This window comes from Microbacterium sp. 4-7 (genome assembly GCF_014332665.1).
GTDB lineage: Bacteria > Actinomycetota > Actinomycetes > Actinomycetales > Microbacteriaceae > Microbacterium.
On record NZ_MCRH01000003.1, the window covers coordinates 174,369 to 196,505 of the forward strand.

General features: G+C 69.0%; 13 protein-coding genes and 1 tRNA gene. 9 read left to right on the forward strand and 5 right to left on the reverse strand.

The window, feature by feature from the left end:
* Positions 1 to 56: 56 nt before the first annotated feature.
* Both BEP68_RS04955 and BEP68_RS04960 read left to right on the forward strand, forming a co-directional pair.
* Positions 57 to 3,290 (forward strand): ATP-dependent helicase, encoded by a 3,234-nt coding sequence (locus tag BEP68_RS04955; protein ID WP_187249401.1) that lies wholly within the window; start codon positions 57 to 59, stop codon positions 3,288 to 3,290.
* Positions 3,239 to 6,733, forward strand: a complete 3,495-nt coding sequence (locus BEP68_RS04960; protein ID WP_187249402.1) for an ATP-dependent DNA helicase — start codon at positions 3,239 to 3,241, stop codon at positions 6,731 to 6,733. Before BEP68_RS04955 ends, BEP68_RS04960 begins: the two co-directional genes overlap by 52 nt.
* Here BEP68_RS04960 and BEP68_RS04965 read toward each other — a convergent pair.
* Positions 6,679 to 8,028 carry a phosphotransferase gene (locus tag BEP68_RS04965; RefSeq protein WP_222839156.1) on the reverse strand — a complete coding sequence of 450 codons (1,350 nt, stop codon included), beginning with the start codon at positions 8,026 to 8,028 and terminating at the stop codon, positions 6,679 to 6,681. The two genes, BEP68_RS04960 and BEP68_RS04965, sit on opposite strands and share 55 nt — an antisense overlap.
* A 64-nt stretch (positions 8,029 to 8,092) precedes the next feature.
* Here BEP68_RS04965 and nudC point away from each other — a divergent pair, with 64 nt between their 5' ends.
* Positions 8,093 to 8,992: an NAD(+) diphosphatase gene (nudC, locus tag BEP68_RS04970; RefSeq protein WP_056278120.1), complete on the forward strand. Its 900-nt coding sequence runs from the start codon at positions 8,093 to 8,095 to the stop codon at positions 8,990 to 8,992.
* Positions 8,989 to 10,710: an ATP-dependent helicase gene (locus BEP68_RS04975; RefSeq protein WP_053095601.1), complete on the forward strand. Its 1,722-nt coding sequence runs from the start codon at positions 8,989 to 8,991 to the stop codon at positions 10,708 to 10,710. The genes nudC and BEP68_RS04975 overlap by 4 nt, the downstream gene beginning before the upstream one ends.
* Before the next feature lie 789 nt (positions 10,711 to 11,499).
* Here the strand turns inward: BEP68_RS04975 and BEP68_RS04980 are convergent.
* Positions 11,500 to 12,906, reverse strand: coding sequence for a zinc-dependent metalloprotease (locus tag BEP68_RS04980; RefSeq protein WP_187249403.1), 1,407 nt, complete (start codon positions 12,904 to 12,906; stop codon positions 11,500 to 11,502).
* A gap of 117 nt (positions 12,907 to 13,023) precedes the next feature.
* On the opposite strand from BEP68_RS04980, the gene BEP68_RS04985 reads away from it, so the two are divergent.
* Complete coding sequence (locus BEP68_RS04985) at positions 13,024 to 14,118, forward strand: PDZ domain-containing protein (RefSeq protein WP_082586550.1); 1,095 nt, start codon at positions 13,024 to 13,026, stop codon at positions 14,116 to 14,118.
* A gap of 46 nt (positions 14,119 to 14,164) precedes the next feature.
* Positions 14,165 to 17,059, forward strand: a complete 2,895-nt coding sequence (locus tag BEP68_RS04990) for a UPF0182 family protein (RefSeq protein ID WP_053095604.1) — start codon at positions 14,165 to 14,167, stop codon at positions 17,057 to 17,059.
* 151 nt (positions 17,060 to 17,210) lie between these two features.
* Here BEP68_RS04990 and BEP68_RS04995 read toward each other — a convergent pair whose 3' ends face one another.
* Entirely contained in the window at positions 17,211 to 17,804 is a 594-nt protein-coding gene (locus BEP68_RS04995; RefSeq protein ID WP_187249404.1) for a hypothetical protein, read from the reverse strand.
* A gap of 218 nt (positions 17,805 to 18,022) precedes the next feature.
* On the opposite strand from BEP68_RS04995, the gene BEP68_RS05000 reads away from it, so the two are divergent.
* Both BEP68_RS05000 and BEP68_RS05005 read left to right on the forward strand, forming a co-directional pair.
* Positions 18,023 to 19,342 (forward strand): hypothetical protein, encoded by a 1,320-nt coding sequence (locus BEP68_RS05000; RefSeq protein WP_053095606.1) that lies wholly within the window; start codon positions 18,023 to 18,025, stop codon positions 19,340 to 19,342.
* A 4-nt stretch (positions 19,343 to 19,346) separates the two neighbouring features.
* A complete protein-coding gene (locus tag BEP68_RS05005) occupies positions 19,347 to 19,814 on the forward strand; it encodes a hypothetical protein (RefSeq protein ID WP_053095607.1) in 468 nt (155 codons plus the stop codon).
* 120 nt (positions 19,815 to 19,934) lie between these two features.
* Here the strand turns inward: BEP68_RS05005 and BEP68_RS05010 are convergent.
* A tRNA-Met gene (locus BEP68_RS05010) sits at positions 19,935 to 20,008 on the reverse strand.
* Between the two features lie 79 nt (positions 20,009 to 20,087).
* Here BEP68_RS05010 and BEP68_RS05015 point away from each other — a divergent pair.
* Positions 20,088 to 20,909 (forward strand): carbon-nitrogen hydrolase family protein, encoded by an 822-nt coding sequence (locus BEP68_RS05015; protein WP_187249405.1) that lies wholly within the window; start codon positions 20,088 to 20,090, stop codon positions 20,907 to 20,909.
* 10 nt (positions 20,910 to 20,919) lie between these two features.
* Here BEP68_RS05015 and BEP68_RS05020 read toward each other — a convergent pair whose 3' ends face one another.
* A complete protein-coding gene (locus BEP68_RS05020; protein ID WP_187249406.1) occupies positions 20,920 to 22,119 on the reverse strand; it encodes an aminotransferase class I/II-fold pyridoxal phosphate-dependent enzyme in 1,200 nt (399 codons plus the stop codon).
* Between the last annotated feature and the right edge of the window lie 18 nt (positions 22,120 to 22,137).

The following is a 22,137-nucleotide window of genomic DNA, read 5'->3' on the forward strand; positions in this document are numbered from 1 at the left end:
CCGTCGCGAGACGCCGACGCCCGGTGATGTCGGCGCGCCGCAGTAGCGTGGAGGACATGACAGAGGATGCCGCGCAGAACGCCGTGATCGGTGCAGACGCCTCGGCATCCGGCGTCATCATCGGGGCGCCCGGCACAGGCAAGACCCGCACTCTCACCGAGCGCGTCGTCCATCTGCTCGACACAGCGCGGATGCGTCCGGAGCAGGTCCTCGTCCTCACTCCCAGCAGGCAGGCAGCGACCGCGCTGCGGGACCGCATCGGGGTCAGGATCGGTCAGGCCACTCCCGGGCCGCTGGCCAGATCGCTCGGGTCGTTCGCATTCCAGGTGGTGCGCGGAGCGATGGTTCGCGAAGGGGCGGAGCCACCGGCTCTGCTGACCGGCGCAGACCAGGACCGCCTGATCGCCGAGCTCCTCGCCGGCGATGCGGAGGACGAGCGCATCGACTGGCCGCAGGCGCTGAGCCCCGCCGTACGCGCCTCCAAGGGGTTCCGCTCCGAGCTCCGTGCCTTCCTCGCGGAATGCGTCGAACTGGGGGCGCAGCCCGACGAGCTGCGCACGTCCGATGTCCCCGCCTGGTCGTCCGTCGCCGAGTTCCTCGTCGAATACCGCGCCGTGCTCGACCTGGCACGGGCATCCCACCGCGACGCGGCAGACCTGCTCGCCGAGGCGTGCACGATCCTGCGCACCGCCGAGCCGAGTGCCCTCGGCCCTCTCGCCGACCTCAGGGTGGTGCTCATCGACGACGCGCAGGAGCTGACGCGCGGTGGCATCGCGGTGGTCGAGGCGCTCCGTGCGCGAGGCACGGCAGTGCTCGCCTTCGGCGATCCTGACATCTCCTCCGGAGCTTTCCGCGGCGCGAGCCCCGAGTTGTTCGCGCAGCTCGCCACGGCGCTGGGCGAGGTCCACGTGCTCGATGTCCCTCATCGTCAGGCGCCGGCGCTCACCGCGCTGACCCGCACCGTCACGCAGGCGATCGGCGTGTCGGGTCGCGTCGACCACAGGCGCGCGCCCGAGCCCGTCGCCGCGCACAGCCCGGGCGCCCCCGGCGACGTGAGCACCTTCATCGCCCCGTCACCGCATGAAGAGCTCGACCGCATCGCGGGTGTCATGCGCGAATGGCATCTCGTGGATGACGTCCCGTGGGATCGCATCGCGGTCATCGCACACGACACCAGGCAGGTCACGCAGCTCGACGCAGAGCTCGCCGCGCGGGAGATCCCGACGAGAGCCGCGGGCGTGCAACGTCCTCTCGGCTCCGAGCCGATCGTGCGCGACATCGTCGGCATCGTGCGCCTGGCCCTCACGCCGGCCGAGGAGCGGACTCCCCAGGACTGGGAGGAGGCGCTCCGCACGCCCTTCGGAGGCATGGATGCGATCGGGCTCCGACGCCTTCGCGCTCGTCTGCGCCATATCGAGCTCGACCTGGGGGGCTCGACGCCCGCACGGGAACTGCTGCGCCAGGCGCTGGCATCGCCCGACCACTTCACGCTCATCGACGCCCAGGAATCGCGCCTGGCCGCGCGCTTCGCCGCGACGATCGCAGATGTGGCCGCCGCGGCTGCCGACGGCGAGACGATCCACGATCTCCTGTGGCGGGTCTGGGACCAGGCCAGAGCGGTCGACGGGCGCAAGCTCCAGATCGCCTGGCGTGAGATGTCGTTGCAGACCAGCGGCGCGGAGACGGCGCGAGCCCTCGATGCGCTCGTCTCCCTGTTCGGTGCGGCCAAGCGATTCGTCGAGCGCACCCCGAACGAGAAGCCGGAGGTCTTCGTGCGCGACATCCTCGACAGCGAGGTGCCCGAAGACTCCCTCTCGAGTCCCGACCGGCCGGGCCGTGTGACCCTGCTCACACCGGCGACCGCACTCGGAACGGAGTTCGACGCGGTCGTGGTGGCCGGAGTGCAGGACGGAATCTGGCCGAATGTGCGGCTGCGCGGCGGGATGCTCCAGTCCTGGCGTCTCGCCGACGCACTGCTCGCATCCCGCACCGGAACCGCCGAGCACCCGCCCGAGGCACTCGACAGGCGCCGCGCCGCTCTGCACGATGAGCTGCGGCTGTTCGTCCGCGCCATCTCTCGTTCGCGGAGCAGACTCCTCATCACCGCGGTCGATGACGACGACATGACACCCAGTGCGTTCTTCGGCTTCCTCCCGCCGCCCGACCCGCCCGAGCTGCATGCCTCGGCCGAGCACCCGCTCACGCTGCGCGGTCTCGTCGCGCGTCATCGTCGGGTACTGACGACCTCGAGCGTCCGTGCCGCCCGAGACCACGCCTCCGCCCAGCTGGCGGTGCTCGCGCGGGAGGGAGTGCCGGGTGCCGATCCGGACGAGTGGTACGGAGTGACGCCGCCGACGACCGATGCACCGCTGCACGACCTCGCCGTCGACGCCGCCCGGGTCTCGCCGTCGCGGATGGAGTCCTTCGAGGAGTGCGAGCTGAACTGGGCGGTGTCCGCCCTGGGCGGCGACACCGTGATGCCGCCGTCGGCCGGAATCGGCACGATCATCCACGAGGCGATGGAGCAGGTGCCCGACGGCGAACTGGACCGTCTGCGTGACGTCCTGGCCGAGCATTGGCCGGAGCTCGATTTCGAGACGGCCTGGATAGGTCGCAAGGAGAGGCGCCGCGCCGATCTGTACATCGATCGACTGCACAGCTACCTGTCGGACGTGTCGGACGAAGGCGGTCGAGTGATCGCCGGCGAGGTGGAGTTCCGGTTCGCGGTCGAGGTGCCCGAGCAGGAGGGCATCGCGCCGGGCGTGCGTGTGGCGAGCGTCGACGGCGACCCCCATCCGCACCATGCGATCGTGCACGGGTTCATCGACCGGGTCGAGGCGTATACCGCGGGTGGTGGAGAGCATGCGAAGGCGCGGGGACAGAAGTGGACGCGCATGGCCGATGCGCAGAGCGGGGAGCGCGTCGTGGTCGTGGACTTGAAGACCGGCAAGTACGAGCCGGAGAGCGAGCAGAAGGTGGCGGACCACGCCCAGCTCGCCGCATACCAGGTGGCGGTGCAGGAAGGACTCGTGGCGGGAGCGGATCCTGCGGCCCTCGCCGGCGCGCGCCTGGTCCTGGTCGCCAAGACCCTGGCCGGCAGCGATTTCCGCGTGGCGCACCAGCACACCCTCGCCGGTGAAGAGCGTGTCCAGTTCCTCGGGCGGATCGCGGAAGCCGCCCGAGGGATGTCGGCGGCGAGCTTCACGGCCCATGTCGAGGCTCACTGCGCGGATACGCAATGGCGAGTCCAGCCGTGCCGCATCCACACCGTCGCCGCGGTGAGCGCGTGACGGCGTGGACGGGAGCGGGGAACGGGATCTCTGCTCTGGACGTCGCCGCCGCGCTCGGTCTCCCCGCACCGACGGAGGCCCAGCAGCGGGTGATCGAGTCGCCACCGGCACCGGCCCTGGTGGTCGCGGGCGCGGGCAGCGGAAAGACCGAGACGATGGCCGGCCGCGTCGTCTGGCTGGTCGCGAACGGGCATGTACGACGCGATCAGATCCTCGGCCTGACCTTCACGCGCAAGGCCGCGGGTGAGCTCGCGGAGCGCATCGGCGTCCGTCTGGCGCTCATCGACGAATACGGGAGACGAGGACTGCTGCCGCACCTGCCCGAGATCGTGGCGAGCGGTGCCCTCGATCGGGTGTCGAGAGCCGCGAACGCCAGACAGCGCGAGGTCGTCCGATCGCAGGTGCTCGACGAGCTCGTCGCACGTTTCGGCACCGGGGCGGTCTCGACCCCCCGTTCGGCCGAGGATCTGTTGATCCGTCCGAAGGTCTCGACCTACAACGCGTTCGCGGATGGCATCGTGCGCGAGCACGCGGCGCGCATCGGGCGCGACTCCGACGTCGCCATGCTCAGCCAGGCCGCATCCTGGATGCTCGTGCGCGACGTGGTGCTGCGCGCCGACCTGCCCGAGCTGGAGGAGATCGACCGGTCGGTGGCGGGGGTGGTCGACGCGGTTCAGAGATTGGCCGGCGACTCGCTCGATCACCGGGTCGATCTCGACCGCGCCGATCGCATCGCGCTGCGCCAGGCAGAGGCGTTCGAGCCGTACCTCAGCAACGCGGAGGTCGCGACCGCGGCTGCGAACCTGCGCGCTCTTCCCGCTCTGTCCGTCCTGGTGCGCGATTACATCGCCGAGAAGGAGCGCCGCGGAGTGCTGGACTTCGCCGACCAGGTCAGCGGCGCCTACGACATCGTGGAGTCGTCTCCCGACGTGCGCGAGGACCTGCGGCAGCAGCATCAGGTGGTGCTGCTGGACGAGTACCAGGACACCTCGGTGATCCAGACGCAGTTCCTCGCCCGACTCTTCCGCGACACCGCGGTGATGGCGGTCGGGGATCCGCACCAGTCGATCTACGGATGGCGAGGCGCCAGCGCGGACAATCTGCACGCCTTCGCGCGCACCTTCTCCGAGCACGAGAGCGTCGGCAACTACAGTCTGATGACGAGCTGGCGCAACGACCGGAGCATCCTCGGTGTCGCCAACCGCATCCTCGGTCCGCTGCGCAGACCCGGATTGGATGTGCCACCGCTCGAGTCTCGTCCCGGCGCCGGCCCCGGGGCGGTCGAGATGAGCTTCCCGCTCACCGTCGATGACGAGGCTCGCGCGGTCGCCGAATGGTTCGCGGCGCGTCGCGCGGAGCACGACGACCTCGCGAAGCCGCATACCGGAGCGGTGCTGTTCCGGTCGAAGCGGCACATGCAGACGTTCGCGGCGGCCCTTGCCGCAGAAGGGATTCCGCACCGCATCCTGGGGCTCGGGGGACTCCTGGCGACCCCCGAGGTCGTCGATGTCGTGTCGACGCTGCGCGTGCTGCACGATCCGACGGCGGGCTCTGCGTTGATCAGGCTCCTCGTCGGTCCTCGATTCTCCGTCGGTGTCGCCGACATGGCGGCGTTGCAGCAGCTCGCGGCTGAGCTCTCCCGTCGGGACAGCGGGCTGCTGCCGCTGGACGACGAGCTCCGCAAACGCATCCGCGCGTCACGGGGGGCGGACGAGGCGCTGTCGATCATCGACGCCGTCGACGTGCTCCGCGGTCTCAGCGACGACTACCGCCTTCTCGCCGGGATCACGCCGGACGGGCGTTCTCGCATCCGTGCCGCGGGCGAGATGCTCGAACGCCTCCGACGGGCGTCGTCGCTTCCGCTTCCCGATCTGCTGAGGCTGATCGAGCTCGAGCTGCGTTTGGACATCGAGCTCGCAGCGAACGAGACCAGAGGGCCGGCGCGTATCGCGGCGACGCAGCTGCGCGCGTTCACTGACGAGGTTCGGTCGTTCCTCGCCGCAGACGAACGGGGGACCATCTCGAGTCTCCTCGCCTGGTTGGAGAAGGCCGAGAGCACAGACGAGCTGGTGCCGCGGCCCGAGCCGCCCGAACCCGGGGTCGTCCAGCTTCTGACGATCCACGGATCCAAGGGGCTGGAGTGGGATGCGGTCGCCGTCGTCCGTATGGTCGAGGGCGAACTGCCGTCGCGCCCGACGGACACCTCAGGATGGTTCGGCTTCGGAGTGCTGCCGTTCGCTCTGCGAGGCGACAGCGCGGCCCTGCCGACCTTCAGTTGGATCGCGCCTTCGGACGAAGAACTCGATGCGGCGAAGCGGCTGAAGGCAGGTATCGCATCGCTGACCAGCAGGAGCAAGACAGCGCCGGGCGCGATCACGGTCTTCAAGGACGCCTACCGCGAGTATCAGCAGGAGGAGGAGCGCCGACTCGCCTACGTCGCCGTCACCAGGGCGCGCAGTCATCTGCTTCTGACCGGGGCCCACTGGGCGGGGCAGAAGCAGCCGAAGAAGCCGAGCCCCTATCTGACCGAGGCGATGGAGATTCTCGGAATCGCTCCGATCGAGCCCGTGGATCCGGACGAGAACCCCTACGACGGCCCCGGCGCAACGCTCACCTGGCCTCTCGACCCGCTCGGCGCTCGGCGTGGAGTCGTCGAGGCAGCCGCCGCCGCCGTGCGCGCGGCAGCCGACGGGGAGCCGGAGGCCGCTCCCGAACTGGCGCGTCTGCTCGCCGAGCGCGCCGCCCGATTGCGTGGCACCGACGCATCACCGCCCACCCGGGTGCCGGCCTCCCGCTTCAAGGACTACGTCACCGATTTCACCGGCACCGTGTCTTCCATCGTCCGTCCGATGCCTGAGCGGCCGTATCGGCAGACCCGGCTGGGCACGCTGTTCCACGCATGGGTCGAGCGGCGGAGCGAACTCGTCGGCGTCGGTCAGCGCGTCGACGAGGCGCTGTGGGAGGTCGACGAGGATGATCTCTCGTTCGTCGAGACCGTCGGCGGAGCGGAGGTCTCGTCCGCCGACGCCGCCGACCTCGAGACCCTGCAGTCGATCTTCGAGGCCAGCGAGTGGGGAGCGCTCAAGCCCATCGCGGTCGAGATCGAGATCGACTTCGCGCTGGGTGGCGCTGTGCCGGGTGACGAACGCCATATCGTCATCTGCAAACTCGACGCGGTCTATCGACGCGAAGATCGCGGCGGGCGCATCGAGATCGTCGACTGGAAGACGGGCAAGGCCCCACGCACACCTCGGGAACGGGAGGAGCGGATGCTGCAGCTCGCGCTCTACCGTCTCGCCTACCACCGTCGTTTCGGAGTGCCCCTGGAGGAGATCGACGTGGCGCTGTACTACGTCGCGGACGACCTCGTCATCCGCGGTGACCGCGTCTACTCCGAGTCGGAGCTCTTCCAGCGCTGGAGCGCTGCTCGGGCAGCCCGCTGAGCCTCGTCCTCCGGCGATCCCTCGTCTGAGCCGTCCGCTCGTTCAGTCCGCGCCGGGTCATCGACCGGGCGTCGCTCCGCGGTGGGCTCCTGCGCGGTGTGCCTGCGCACGCCTGAAAGATCTTCCGTCTCGAGACCGCCGACCTCGAGACGACGAGCGGCGTCCGCGGCGGCGTCGCTGAGATCGCTCGTCGCCTGATCGTCGGCATCGCCATCAGGACCGTCGGCGTCGTCGTCGCGCCACAGCTCGTTCGGGTTGTACGCGTCGGTCTGCATCGACGTGTCGGCCCCCGCCGAGGCGCGTGCCGGCACTCTGTCGAGCGCGTCCAGGGCGGACTCGACGCCCTCGTTGCGCGACGCGATCACGCCGAGATCGTCGCTGTGCAATCCTTCGGCGAGTGCCTCGAGAAGGGCGGCGGCGTCGTCGACGATGTCGGGTCGGTGCAAGGAGTCGCCGTGGACGAGCCATCGGGCGAATTCGAGCTCGGCGAGCAGGCGTGCGCGCACCTCGAGAGCGCCGTCCGGCCCGCGGTCGGCGGCCCGAGCGTACGCGGCATGGACGTCGTGCGCCGCATCAGGGGCGGTGGACAGCCACGACAGATCGATCGCCGGATCTCCGACGGAGAGCGAATGCCAGCCGATGAGTCCGGTGACCTCGGGACCGAGATCCGGGTCGTCCCGGAAGATGAAGGAGGTCGACTGCACGCCGCCCAGCACGACCGTCGATTCGAACCGCCAGAGATCGTCATCGGCGACGGCGTCGCGCCATCGCACGGTGAGCCGCGCGGGGACGCGCCCGGTCGATGCCGCGGAGTCGATCAGTCGAGCGAGTTCGTCGCGGCTCTCCTGCGCAGACCGCGTCGTCAATCCGGCGCCTCTCACGACGGAGGTGGGCAGGGAGTGCACTGCCGCGATCGCCGCACCCATCGATTCGGCGGCGCCACGGCCGGCCGGCACCATCGCCGCCTCGATCTGGAATCCGGGCAGCAGCTCCGTCACGAGCGCGCGGGCGTCTGCGAGTCGCGTCTCGCCGATGTATTCGGGGGCTCGGAAGGGGAGCATCGCCCGCGCACCGGCCGTCAGAGCCCGCAGCGCGAGGGCCTCGGCGGCCAGCTCGCGTGAGGTCTCGTCGTCATCGGCGACACGGATCGCGAGCTCGCGCCCGTCTGCGAGAGTGGCGATCGCGGAGTCGAAGCGTCCGTCACCGTCGGCGCTGAGCGTGCGGGCCCCGATCACCTCGGCGCCGGGCAGTGCGGCAGTCACCGCCGCGGCTAGAGTGAATGGAGAGCGTCCCATGCCTCCAGGGTAGGTGGACGTGGGGGTGGTCCAGCTTCCGCCACGCCCGTGAGAGAGGGAGACGATGATCGCCGGCAGCAGCACATCCCTCGATCGCGCAGCGGATCTGCGGGTCGAACCCGGAGTCCTCGATCGTCTGCGCGCCGACGAGGCGACGCGGGTCATCGCCGTACGAGACGGCCGCGTGCGCATTTCGGGCGCCGACCTCGAATCGGCCACGCTGCTGCGGGTTCCCGCCGCCGAGATCGTCGATGCGACCTGGGCGCTCCTCGGGCGCGAAGGTGACGGTACCGCCGTGCTTCTCGCCGTTCTGCAGCCCGAGGGCGACACCGTCGACACCGCACCCGACGAGGTGTGGCTGGGACTCCGCGACCTCGGCGCGCGTCTCGGCTCGGGTGACACGGAGCTGCTCATCGAGGCGCTCGCGCTGGGAGGCTGGCTGCGGGACGCACCGTTCTGCCCCCGATGCGGCGGAGGGACGGAGCTGCGCCAGGCCGGATGGTCGCGCCGCTGCCTCGTCTGCGGTCGCGAGCACTTCCCTCGGACGGACCCAGCTGTCATCGTCGCGGTGGAGAGCTCTGACGGCGAACGGCTCCTGCTCGGGGCGAACGCCAACTGGGGCGGCCGGATGTACTCATGCTTCGCCGGATTCACCGAGGCGGGCGAGTCGTTGGAGTCGACCGTGCATCGTGAGCTCGAGGAGGAATCCGGCGTCCGGCTGGCCTCGCTGCGTTACGTCTCGTCTCAGCCGTGGCCCTTCCCTCGCTCGCTCATGCTCGGCTTCCGTGCCGTCGCTCTGGATGAGCACGAGCTGCGGCCCGACGGGGAGGAGATCATCGACGTCCGCTGGTTCACCCGTGACGAGATCGGGTCCGCTCTCGCCGGTGACGGACCCGTCGGCCTCCCCGGACCCGCGTCCATCGCCCGCGCACTGATCCTCGACTGGTTCGAGGAGCGCGCGTGAGCGCGCTCGAAGCCCTCGACGATCGACAGCGGGAGGCGGCATCCGTGCTGCGCGGTCCCGTCGCCGTGCTCGCAGGTGCGGGAACCGGGAAGACCCGAGTGATCACCCACCGGATCGCCCATGGCGTCGACACCGGTGCATACTCGCCGTCGCGCGTCATGGCGGTGACCTTCACGGCCAAAGCGGCGGGCGAGCTCAGGGGTCGTCTGCGCGCGCTCGGCGTCGAGGGCGTGGCCGCGCGGACATTCCACGCCGCCGCCCTCGCCCAGCTGAACTTCTTCTGGCCCACACTGGCCGGATCACCCGCTCCGTCGATCATCGACAACAAGGTGAGGCTGCTCGGCCAGGCTGCCGACGCGATGCGACTGCGGCCGAGCACCGCGACGCTTCGCGACCTCGCCTCGGAGATCGAGTGGCGCAAGGTGTCGATGTTGTCGATCGAACAGCACGCGTCGCTCGGCCGCACGTTGAGCGGCGTCGACTCCGCTCAGTTCGTCGAACTGCAACAGCGCTATGAGGCGTTGAAGGACGAGCGGCGCCAACTCGATTTCGAGGACGTGCTGCTGGCCTGCGCCGGGATGCTCGAGGCCGAACCTCGCGTCGCAGCGTCCGTGCACGAGCAGTATCGGCATTTCACGGTCGACGAGTACCAGGACGTCTCTCCGCTCCAGAACCGCCTGCTCGAACTCTGGCTGGGCGATCGCAAGGACATCTGCGTCGTCGGTGACGCGAGTCAGACCATCTACTCGTTCGCCGGCGCCGAACAGCGATTCCTCCTCGAGTTCGAGCGGCGGCATCCCGATGCCACGGTCGTGCGACTCGAGACCAACTACCGTTCGCAGGCCCCGATCCTCGAAGCGGCGAACGCCCTGATGAAGGGGCGGCCGGGCGCCCTCGAACTCGTCCCGGCGAGAGAGACGTTCAACGCGGATTCGCCCACGGTCACGGCGTACGACTCCGAGCGCGACGAGGCAGAGGGGATCGCCGCCGCCGTGGCGGCGCGGATCGAGTCAGGGGCGTCGCCCTCAGAGATCGCCGTGCTCTACCGGGCTCATGCGCAGTCCGCGGTGCTGCAGCAGGCGCTCGCCGCCGAAGGCATCGCGACATCGGTGCTGGGTGGAACCCGGTTCTTCGCGATGCCCGAGGTGCGACAGGCGATCCTGGCCCTGCGGGCCGCCGCGGTCGCGCCGACCGAGCACGGTTTCCTGCCCGGGGTCCAGAGGGTCCTCCGCGAGCTCGGTCTCTCCGACGAGCCACCGGCGGCCGGGGGAGCTCAGCGCGACGGCTGGGAGGCTCGGCGGGCGATTCTGCGTCTCGCCGAAGACGCCGGACCCGATGAGACCCTGCGCACCTTCAGCGACGCGCTCATGGCGCGCGCGAAGGACCAGCACGAGCCCACCATGCGCACCGTGACTCTGTCGACGTTGCACGCCGCCAAGGGTCTCGAATGGCCGCATGTCTACCTCGCGGGGTGGGCGGAGGGTGCACTCCCGATCTCCTACGCCACCGGCTTCGAGGCGATCGACGAAGAGCGCCGACTCGCTTACGTCGGCGTCACGCGGGCCGCGCGTACTCTCTCGCTGTCGTGGTCGCGCTCAGCGGGACGCGGGGAACGCGCCCCGTCGCGGTTCCTGGCAGAGATGGGAACGACTGCTCGCGGCACCGGCATTCTTCGTGAAACGTCACCGAGCGCCAGTCGCGGCGCCCCTCGCCGCTGACCTCCACGAACGAGCCCGGGGCCGCGCTCACTGCGAGCAGCCGCGCGACGAGCGTCGCCGCCTCCGTGATCCGCGCGGCACTGATCGGACCCGCGCCGCGCCCGATGAGTTGGGCGTGCATGCGGGGCCAGGCATCGTCGCGCTCGCGTTCATGCTCGTCGCGGCAGGTCAGGCAGGCCGATTCGCCGGGCACCACCAGGGGTCCGACCGTGATCCGTCCTCGCTCGAGCGCGACCGGCAGGTGCGAGGTGTCGTCGCGAAGGTAGCGTGCGAAGTGCAGCGCGGCCGCCGCACCTTCGACCAGCACGATGCCGATGTCGCGGGGATTCTCCCGCTCGCCGACGGCGATGCCCTCGTCGAGGAGCGCCTCGCGCATGCGGAACTCGCATCGCGCGTCGGCGACGTCGATGCTCTCCACCCACGCAGCCGGGGGAGCGGGAGAATCGTCGACGAGCAGCGGCTCGAGCCGCGACAGGAGCATCCGCGCCTCTGCGCGCGGGGCGCCGGCGGCATGTGCCACGACATCGAAGCCCCCGCGCCGGAATCCGGCGGCCATCCGAGCGATCAGACGCTCGACCCACGGCTCCGAGGCGGCGATGCGCAGTGTCCCCTCGATGCCGATCTGCAGGGTCTCACCGTCGCGCCAGAGCAGCGGAACCGCGGGATCCAGGCGAGTGATGGTCTTGGGTGTCAGAGGAGACATCCCTCGATTCTGCGCAAAGCCGAGCTCCCGGTGGGGGAGTCGCGGGCATCCGTGGAAAAGTCCTCGCGCCTCTGCCACCCCGTCGGTCACACGGGTCGGTCGCCCCCTGGGCCGTCGTCACCGTCGGTGTCCTGCTCGCCTTCGGGCGTCTCCGGCTGCTCTCCCGAGAAGTCGTCGCCATCCAGCAGACGTGCCAGCGCCTCGTCGAACTCATCGGCGACCGGCTGCTCTCCCCGCGCGCTCGCCTGCAGTCGCGCCACGAGCGCCGACGGGTCGTCGATGTCGTCCGACGTCGGCATGAGGTCGGGGTAGTCCCACAGGGAGTCGCGCCCGGCGATGCCCACGGCGTCTGTCACCGCCTGCCACATGGCCGACGCCTCGCGCAGACGACGGGGCCGCAGCTTGAGTCCGACGAGAGCGCCGAGTGCGTCCTCGGCGGGACCGCCCACCGCGCGGCGGCGGCGAGCGGCTTCGGCGATGCGGGCACCGTCGGGAAGACGCGAGGTGGCCTGCGCGGTCACGACGTCGACCCAGCCGTCGATCGTCGCGACGAGGTTCTCGAGTCGGGCCAGTGCCTCGCGCTGCGCGTCGGTCTGCGTGGGAAGCAGCGCACCGCCTTCGATGGCCGCGCGGAGCTCTTCGGGGTTGGACGGGTCGAGACGGCTTGCGACGTCCTCGAGTGCATCCACGTCGACCGTGACCCCGCGGGCGAAATCGGTGATCTGCGCCATGACGTGCAGGTGCAGCCACTTCGAGTGGCGATACAGCCGGGCGTATGCGAGTTCGCGGGTCGCGAGATAGAGGGTGATCTGGTCTTCGGGGATCTCGAGACCCTCGCCGAATGCTGTCAAGTTCTGGGGGATGACAGCGGCAGTGCCGGCCGGAAGCACCGGGATGCCGACGTCTCCGCCCGACACCACTTCGAGTGCGAGGTTGCCGAGGACCTGGCCGAACTGCGCCGCGAAGACCGAGCCGCCGAGACCGCGCATGAGCTTGCCCGCGCCCTGCACGACGTCGCGCATCTCTTCGGGCACCTGCGTGTCGAGCGCGCTGGTGAGCGCATCGGCGATGCTCGTCGACACGGGGCCGGCGATCTCCTTCCACACGGGCAGGGTCGCTTCGACCCATTCGCCGCGCGTCATGGCCTTCGGCGACTCGCCGAGTTCGGAGATCGTGGTCGCCTCGCCGAGCCAGAGGTCCGCGAGGGCGAAGGAGTCGACGAGCGAGGTCCGCGAGCCGTCGGTGATGCCGAGACCGTCGCGGTTGGCGATGTGCAGCGCCTGCCGCAGCGCGTTCTCCCAGGGATCGCCGCCGAACGCACCCTGCAGCTGCGACATGATCGTCTGCATCATCGCCGGGTCGATCTGGATCCCATCCATGCCCGCGAAGGCGTTCTGCAGCGCCTCGGGGTCGATGTCTCCGGCACCCTGGCCGGACATCATGCGTCGGAGGAACTCTTGGAAGTCCTCGGGGGTGGGGTCGTTGTCTGACATGTCGCTCGCCTCTCAGCACGCCTAAAGCCGTGGCATCTACGCTAGTCACAGGATCGGCCGCGAGACCCCGAAGCGGGCAGATCGCTGTACGCCGCCCGCGAACGACGGAGGAACCCTGTGGATCGAACCCGGTCTGTCAAGCTCGGACTGGGAGTCTGGGCGCTGGTCGTCGCGTTGATCGCGCTCGTCGTGCTGACCTTCCTCCCGACGCCTTACGTGATCCAGCGCCCGGGCCCGGTCTACGACACCCTCGGCACCGCGGCAGGAGCCGACGGCGAGCAGGTTCCGCTCATCCAGGTCGACGGCGCCGAGACGTTCGAGACCGGAGGGACTCTCGACCTCACGACCGTGCAGGTCGTCGGAAACCGTGAGCGCACCCCGAGCTGGTTCGAGCTCGCTCTCGCGTGGATGGACTCCTCACGAGCGGTGGTGCCTCTCGACTCCGTGTTCCCCGAGGGGGTCACGACGGAGCAGCGCGACGAACGCAACGCGACACTCATGGTGGACTCGCAGCACGAGGCGACCGCGGCAGCGCTCAACGAGCTGGGCTACGACACCGGAGCCGAGGTCGTCGTCCAGGAGGTCGTCGAGGATGCACCGGCCGAGGGAGCGCTCGAGGCGGAGGACGTCATCACCGCCGTGGACGGCGCCGCGGTGACCTCCGCGAAGCAGCTGCGTCAGGCGATCCAGGATGGGGAGGGCGCGCCGGTCTCGCTCACCGTGCAGCGCTCCGGCGAGGAACAGGTGGTCGAGGTGACGCCCGTCGAGCAGACCGACGGTGACGTGACGACGTGGCTGATCGGTGTCACGTTGCGCACGGACTACGATTTCGAGATCGATGTGACGCTCCAGCTCGACAATGTCGGTGGACCCAGCGCCGGGATGATGTTCGCGCTCGGCATCATCGACACCCTCACCGAAGGGGAGTTGAACGGCGGCGAGAACGTCGCCGGCACCGGCACGATCGAGGCCGATGGGACGGTCGGGCCGATCGGCGGCATCCGTCAGAAGCTCTACGGTGCCCGTGATGCGGGGGCGGAGTACTTCCTCGCTCCGTCGACGAACTGCGACGAGGTCACCGGCCACGTGCCGGACGGACTGACCGTGATCAGCACCTCGACGCTGGAGGAATCGCTCGACGCGCTCGAGGTGATCGCGAACGGCGGCGACGTGGGATCGCTCCCGACCTGCGACGTCGTGACCTCCCCGTGACAGGTATGACAGCCGCAGCACAGTAAGGCGTGCCTAGGATGGGAGGGTGACCTCGACTTCTGCACCGAACCCGGCCACTCCCCGAACCTCGCGAAGAATCTTCGGTATCTCGCTGGCGATCATCGCCGCGCTGATCGCCGCCTTCTTCGTCTTCGCGTCGCTCTACACCGAATTCCTCTGGTTCGACCAGGTGGGCTTCGCGGGAGTGCTCACCACCCAATGGTTCGCCACGGCGGTGATGTTCGTCGTCGGATTCCTCGGCATGGCCGTGCCGCTGTTCGTCGCCATCCAGCTCGCGTACCGACTGCGCCCCGTCTACGTGCGGCTCAGCTCGCAGCTCGACAGGTACCAGGAGGTCATCGAGCCGCTCCGCCGCCTCGCGATGTGGGGCATGCCGATCTTCTTCGGCCTCTTCGCCGGCTTCTCGGCGGCCAGCCAGTGGAAGACCGTCTGGCTCTGGGCCAACGGCGTCGCGACCGACGCCACCGACCCGCAGTTCGGCGTCGACACCGGCTTCTACATGTTCGCGATGCCGTTCTACTCGATTCTGCTGGCTTTCGTGTCTGCGGTCCTGCTGCTCACCCTCATCGTCACCGCGCTGGTGTCGTACCTCTACGGGTCGGTCCGCATCGGTCAGGGCGAGCTGCGCATCTCGAAGCCCGCACGCATCCAGCTCGCTGTGATCGCGGGGCTGTACCTTCTGGTTCAGGCGGCGAGCCTGTGGCTCGACCGCTACAAGACCCTCGTCGCACAGGACGACCGCATCGTCGGCCCGGCCTACACGGGCGTCAACGCCACGATCCCCGGCCTCGCGATCCTCGCGATCATCGCCGCGCTCGTCGCCATCCTCTTCTTCGTCACGGCCGTCATCGGCCGGTGGCGGTTCCCTCTCGCCGCGACCGCGCTGCTCATCGTCGCCTCGCTCGTCGTCGGCGTCGGATTCCCGTGGGCCGTCACCACGTTCCAGGTCCGCCCGAACCAGAACGCCTACCAGGCCGAGTTCTACCAGCGGAACATCGACGGCACCAAGGAGGCGTACGGGGTCGCCGACCTCGAGACCACCCCGTTCGAAGCCGAGACCGATGCCGAGGCCGGCCAGCTGCGTGAGGACGCCGAGACCACCGCATCGATCCGCATCGTCGACCCCAACGTGATCAGCCCCGCCGTGCGACAGCTCGAGCAGTACCGCGGCTACTACCAGTTCCAGGAGAAGCTCGACGTCGACCGCTACGAGATCGGCGGTGAGATGCAGGACACGGTCGTCTCCGTCCGCGACCTCGACATGAACGGCGTCGACGTCACGAACTGGAACAACCGCGCCGCTGTCTACACGCACGGCTACGGCTTGGTCGTCGCAGCGGGCAACCAGCGCACGCCCGACGGCGAGCCGGTCTTCCTCGAGCGTGGCATCCCGTCCGACGGCTTCCTCACCCAGCAGGAGGAGTTCGAGCCGCGCGTGTACTTCGGCGAGAACTCGCCGGAGTACTCGATCGTCGGCTCTCCCGACGGAACCGATCCTGTCGAGATCGACTATCCGCGAGGCAAGGACGGCGCCAGCGAGACCAAGACGACGTTCGAGGGCGACGGCGGACCGAAGATCGGGAGCAGCTTCACGAAGCTGCTGTACGCGCTGAAGTTCCAGTCGGAGCAGATCCTGTTCTCGAACCTCGTGAACGACGACTCGCAGATCCTGTACGACCGCGATCCCAAGACGCGCGTGCAGAAGGTCGCGCCGTACCTCGAGCTCGACAGCGACCCGTACCCGAGCGTCGTGGACGGCAGGATCGTCTGGATCGTCGACGGATACACCACGAGCTCGACCTACCCCTACTCGACGAACGTGAGCCTGTCGGATGCGATCGCCGACTCGAACCTCCCGTCGCCGACGCTCGCGATCGACGAGATCAACTACATCCGCAACTCGGTCAAGGCCACGGTCGACGCCTACGACGGTTCGGTCACCCTGTACGCTTGGGACGACCAGGATCCCGTGCTGCAGACCTGGCAGAACATCTACCCGTCGACGCTCAAGCCGGTGAGCGACATGTCGGCCGATCTGATGAGCCACGTCCGCTACCCGACAGACCTGTTCAAGGTGCAGCGCGACATCCTCGGCACCTACCACATCGACACCGCCGGCTCCTTCGCGCAGCAGGACAACCGCTGGCAGACGCCGAACGACCCGCGCAGCGAGCAGGTCCTGCAGCCGCCGTACTACCTGACGATGCAGATGCCGGGTCAGGATTCCCCGCGCTTCTCGATGTTCTCGACGTTCATTCCTTCGGCGCAGGGCGGCAGCAACCGCGACGTGCTGATGGGCTATCTCGCGGTCGACTCGGATGCCGGATCGGAGGCCGGCGTGAAGGCGGAGGGCTACGGCCAGCTTCGGATGCTCGAGATCGACACCGATACGACCGTCCCAGGCCCCGGCCAGGTGCAGAACACCTACAACTCGGACACGGCCGTGGTGCCGCAGCTCAACCTGCTGCAGCAGGGCGAGTCCGAGGTGCTGTACGGAAACCTCCTCACTCTGCCCGTGGGCGGCGGTCTGCTCTACGTGCAGCCGGTGTACGTGCAGTCCTCGGAGGGCACCAAGCTGCCGCGTCTGCAGAAGGTCCTCGTGGCCTTCGGCGACAAGGTCGCGTTCGAAGACACGCTGACCGCCGCGCTCGACACCCTCTTCGGCGGAGATGCCGGTGCGACCGGTGGAGACGATGAGGTCGAGCCGACCGAGCCCGACCCGGACACCGGTGAGGTCCCAACCGAGCCGACGGTGCCGACCGACGCCGAGGCCGAGGCTCTTGCAGCCGCGCAGCAGGCGCTGACCGACCGAGAGGCCGCATTGAAGGCAGGCGACCTGACCAAGTTCGCCGAGGCCGACAAGCGCCTCACGGATGCCGTGAACACGCTGCTCGGACTGGAAGCCGCCTCGGGGGAGTAACAGCCCCGGCCCCGTCTGCACACGATGCCGTCCCTCGTTCGCGAGGGGCGGCATCGTCCGTTTCTGCCGACGCTCGCGGAGGCAGGCGCCGGGGGCGACGAGCAGTCCGCTGACGCCGCCTCGATCCGCCCGGGCCGATCAGTCCGGTCGGTCAGTCCGCGTCGTAGCGGCAGGTCACGGAGCCCGTGCCGCTCTGCTCGACGACCAGCTCGTCGTTCCACAGAATCTGACAGCTCACGGTCGCGTCCGTGTCGTCGTCCGGGGCGGTGACGACGATCTCCGCCGAATCGCGGGTCGTCGTGTACTGCTTCCAGCCGCTGGAGGCCCACTCCTCGTCGTACGCCTGTGTGTCATCGGCGAAGGAGACCGTGAATGTGGGTCCGCCCGTGGCACGCACCTCGACGTGGTTGAGGCCGTTGCCGGCGAGGACGCCGACTGCCATCACGACGACGAGAATGAGATCGACGATGAGGGCGACCGCTGCGACGACGACGGCCGCCGTTCCCGTGCGAGCGACCGCGGAGCGTCTCGCTCGACCGGCCAGCAGGAGAGCGACGATCGCCAGCAGCGCGGCGGCTGCTGCGACCGGGAGCAGGGCCGGTACGGGCACGAGGAGCACGATCAATGCGACGGAGATCAGCAGAGCCACGGCGCCGATCCAGAGGCTGACGATCGCGCGCCGCGATGAGCCTGATGCGAGCGCGGGACGGTTCCCCGCGGCGCTGTCGGGAGTCTGCGTCATCATGGACCTCCGGGTCATTGTTTCCACCGACCGCGCCGCCGTCGACGGTCGCGCCGTTCGGTGGGACAGTCTAACGAGTGGATCCGAGGGCGATGCGGGTGTCGTCCGGTCGCGAGCGAAGGAGTCCGGGAATCGATTAGTCTCTCGGTGGAGCCGCCCCGACGCGTCGAGAGATGTCCGGGCGGCACTTCACGGAAATCGAGACTGGAGGGGATCGAGATATGCCTGACTATTCGGAGTTGCCGGACATCATCGGCAAGATGAAGCGCGCCGCGATCGACTGTTTCATGGCGGACCAGGGCTTTCACCCGAACTGGGGAAATGACCAGATCTACGCGAAGTGGGGCTTCATGCTCAACTTCTACAACCGGCCGAATGCCGCAGGCGAGGGCGGGGGCGACGGCAACGGCGTGAACCACTCGGTCGCACCGGCTTTCGACGACATCCGGGCCGCGATCGATGCCCGCGTGTCGAAGTGGCTTGATCTGCCGGACGGCGGCGACGCCTGCGAGGCACCGGCGAGTGCGACCTCGGCGGCAGCCGCGATCCTCGGCACCTCGGGCGCGGGTGCGTCGGTGCAGAACACCGGTGCGATCGGCACAGCCAACGACTCGGTGCACGAGATGATGGCGAACAAGATCGAGGGCAGCTTCAAGCCCGCGTTCATCGACAAGTACTACATCCAGTTCCAGTCCGTCACCCACGGCCTGGGGGACGCATGCGTGATCCTCCAGCTCAACTACAGCGCTCAGGCCGCCATGTGGCCCGCCGCGCGACAGGACGTCGTGTCGATCTGCGACAGCGCTCGCGCCGCCTGGGACCAGAAGGCGGGGAACGCCGCTGCGGCCAACGGGACGCTCGTGCTGACCGTCGTCGGAGCGGTGGCGGGCGTCGTATCCGCGATCGTGACGGCCGGCACGGGCACGGTGGCCGCAGCAGCCGTGCTCTCGGGAATCGCCGGCGCGGCCAGCAGCGCCGTGCAGGGGATCGCCCGCAACGTCGTCATCGAGGGCAACACCTATTCCGACATCCTGTCGTCTCTCGACGAGGCGCTCGGCAATCTCGATAAGGCGCTCGAGAAGCAGGAGAACGAGCTCAACGACGCGATGACCGAAGCCGCGAGCATCATCCGCTCCGACAACGCCACCTACAATCTGGACGCGTTCGCTCTCGGCCCGTACCCGGTCGGTGACGGCACGATGAGCATGGACAGGAGCAATGCGACCGTGGTGTCGAACAGCATGGGCCGGATCGATACGGAGCTCGCCAGTGCCGCGGCGGCGCTCGGCAGCGCGCCGGCGTCGAACCCGACTCCCCGCGGCGCCGGCGTCGGGCGCTCGTCGAACGGCACGCATTACGCGGCGAGCGACCTCTACGCGCTGACGGCGCGCTGCCTGGCCCTCACCGTGGCCGAGTATGCCCGAGGGCATCAGCTGTTCGACGCGACTGTCGAGGACTTCTTCTCGTCGGATTCCGCGGCTTCGCAGGAGGTCTCGCGCCTCCTTGCCGAAGAGATCCTCAGCGCGAATCTGGGGGTGTGAGCTGATGGAGAGCCGTCATCTCGGACAGATCACCCTCGACGGCGGAACCGGAGGAGGCGCGATGAACGGCTCGGTGCCGTTCGACGGAGACGATGTGCAGGTGCGCATCGAGATCGACTATCCGGACCGCTTCGACGAGTCCGTCCTCAACGACGTCGATATGGTTCTCGACAATCTCGCCTTCCTCGACGAGATGGCGCGCACCACCATCTCCGAGGGAGTGCAGCGCGACAGCTCACCCGCGGCGAGCGTCTTCCGCACCTGGGAACAGGGCCGGGTCGGGGGCGCCTCGGCGGGTGACTTCGTGGACGCGCTCTCGGTCGCGCGCGTTCTTATCCTGCCGGACGGCGGAACCGCGAACAGGGACCGCGTCGTGATGAGCTACGTCGCGGCCGGCGCGGCGGCGCTGGGCAGCGTCCGAGTCAAGTTCGTCGAGCCGACCGGTCCTGAGCTCACACTCAGCTACCGCTGATCCTTCGCAGCCGAGCGATCTCGATGTCGCTCGGCTGCGAGGCCGGCGTGAGGTACACATGCGAAAGGCCCCTGATCGGAATATCTCCCGATCAGGGGCCTTTCGTGTGTCGCATTCTCGTTGCGGGGACAGGATTTGAACCTGCGACCTCCGGGTTATGAGCCCGGCGAGCTACCGAACTGCTCCACCCCGCGGCACGATCAATAGCCTAACACGCGAATCAGGAGTGCGCGAATCGAGGCCGCGAGGACGCGTGTGCGAGAGGATGGGAGCATGCCAGAGACCCCCGCCGTGCCCGTCGCTGTGCCCGTCGCCGTCTGTCAGTTCGCCCCCATCGCCTCCCGTGCGGCCAACCGGGATCGGATCGCGGAGCTGACGGCGGAGGCCGCCGCACGCGGTGCCAGGCTGGTCGTGTTCCCCGAGTACTCGAGCTACTTTGTGGATCCGATGGACGCCACTCTCGCCGAGAACGCGGAGCCACTCGATGGTGAGTTCGTGTCGACACTGACTGCGCTGGCCTCCGACTACGCAGTGGTGATCGTGGCGGGGCTGGCCGAGCAGGCCTCGGACGCCGCTCATGTGAGGAACACGGTGGTCGCGGTGCGCGGCGACGGCATCCTCGCGACCTATCGCAAGCAGCACCTGTATGACGCCTTCGGCCAGACCGAGTCCGACTGGGTCGAGGCGGGGGAGGTCGGGGGAGCGGCGACGTTCGAGCTCGCGGGCATCCGATTCGGACTGATGACCTGTTACGACCTGCGATTCCCCGAGGTGTCGCGCACTCTGATGGATGCCGGCGCCGACGCCCTGGTGGTGCCGGCCGAGTGGGTCCGCGGTCCGCTCAAGGAGCACCACTGGACCACGCTGCTGGCGGCACGCGCCATCGAGAACACCGCGTACGTGATCGCCGCCGACCACCCGACCCCGATCGGCGTCGGGCACTCGCAGATCGTCGATCCGCAGGGCGTCGTGCTCGCCGGGGTGGGAACGACCGAGGGCATCGCGGTCGCGACAGTCGAGCGGAGCACGATCGATCGCGTGCGGGCAGCGAACCCGTCCCTGCGCGTGCGCCGCTACGCCGTCGGTCCGCGCTGAACGGGCGCGTTCAGAAGCTCGTCGCGAGCCTCGTCGCCGCGTCCTCCAGGATCTCGACGCGTTTGCACGCCGCGAAGCGGACGAGCCCGGCGTACTCGCGTCGGCGCGACTGCGACACGAAGGCGGTCAGCGGGATCGCCACCACTCCTGCGCGTTCGGGAAGTGCGCGGCAGAACTCCGCGGCATCCGCTCCGCCGATCGCTGACGCGTCGGCCACCGTGAAATAGCCGCCCTGGGGCGGATGCACGGTGAACCCGGCCGCGCGCAGGCCGGCGCCGAGTATCTCGTGCTTGCGCGCCAGCGTCGACGCGGCATCCGCGAAGAACGCATCTCCGAGGCGCAGACCCACGGCGATCGCCGGCTGGAACGGCGAGCCGTTCACGTATGTCAGATACTGCTTCACGGTCAGCACAGCGGTGATGAGATCGGCGGGGCCGTGCACCCAGCCGATCTTCCAGCCGGTCGCGGAGAACGTCTTGCCCGCCGACGAGATCGTGAGCGTGCGCTCGGCGGCACCCGGCAGGGTGGCGACGGGGGTGTGCGGGATCTCGAACGCGAGATGCTCGTAGACCTCATCGGTGACGATGATCGCATCGTGCAGATCGGCGAGACGGACGACCTCCGAGAGCACCTCGCGACCGAAGACGGCTCCGGTGGGGTTGTGGGGGTCATTGACCAGGATGATGCGCGTGCGGTCGGACACCACGTCCGCCAGCTGCTCGAGATCGGGCTGGAAGTCCGGAGCGCGCAACGGCACCGTGCGCAGTCGCGCGCCGGCGAGAGCGACCGCCGCCGCGTAGGAGTCGTAGTACGGCTCGAAGACGACGACCTCGTCGTCAGGACCCTCGATGAGGGCGAGCAGCGTCGCGGTCAGCGCCTCGGTGGCACCGGCCGTCACGATCACCTCTGTGGAGGGGTCGACCTCGAGCCCGTAGAAGCGCCGCTGGTGTTCGCTGATCGCGGCGAGCAGGTCGGGGTTCCCTCTTCCGGGCGGGTACTGGTTCACCCCGCGGGAGATCGCGTCCCTGGCAGCGTCGAGCACCTCTGCAGGACCGTCCTCGTCGGGGAAGCCCTGGCCGAGATTGATCGCACCGGTTCGGGCCGCAGCAGCGGACATCTCTGCGAAGATGGTGGGCGCGACGGTTCCGTCTGGTGCGAGCAGACCGGCTCCCGCTGCCGTGCGCCGCCATGCGCCGGGGATGACACTCATGAAGAACAGGCTAAGGCC

Bases quoted from the DNA above. Each gene is read 5' to 3' on its own strand.
- BEP68_RS05000 (WP_053095606.1), top strand. From the start codon at position 18,023: ATGCCTGACTATTCGGAGTTGCCGGACATCATCGGCAAGATGAAGCGC.
- BEP68_RS04960 (WP_187249402.1), top strand. From the start codon at position 3,239: ATGGCGAGTCCAGCCGTGCCGCATCCACACCGTCGCCGCGGTGAGCGC.
- nudC (WP_056278120.1), top strand. From the start codon at position 8,093: ATGATCGCCGGCAGCAGCACATCCCTCGATCGCGCAGCGGATCTGCGG.
- BEP68_RS05015 (WP_187249405.1), top strand. From the start codon at position 20,088: ATGCCAGAGACCCCCGCCGTGCCCGTCGCTGTGCCCGTCGCCGTCTGT.
- BEP68_RS05020 (WP_187249406.1), bottom strand. From the start codon at position 22,119: ATGAGTGTCATCCCCGGCGCATGGCGGCGCACGGCAGCGGGAGCCGGT.
- BEP68_RS04955 (WP_187249401.1), top strand. From the start codon at position 57: ATGACAGAGGATGCCGCGCAGAACGCCGTGATCGGTGCAGACGCCTCG.
- BEP68_RS04995 (WP_187249404.1), bottom strand. From the start codon at position 17,804: ATGATGACGCAGACTCCCGACAGCGCCGCGGGGAACCGTCCCGCGCTC.
- BEP68_RS05005 (WP_053095607.1), top strand. From the start codon at position 19,347: ATGGAGAGCCGTCATCTCGGACAGATCACCCTCGACGGCGGAACCGGA.
- BEP68_RS04980 (WP_187249403.1), bottom strand. From the start codon at position 12,906: ATGTCAGACAACGACCCCACCCCCGAGGACTTCCAAGAGTTCCTCCGA.
- BEP68_RS04965 (WP_222839156.1), bottom strand. From the start codon at position 8,028: ATGGGACGCTCTCCATTCACTCTAGCCGCGGCGGTGACTGCCGCACTG.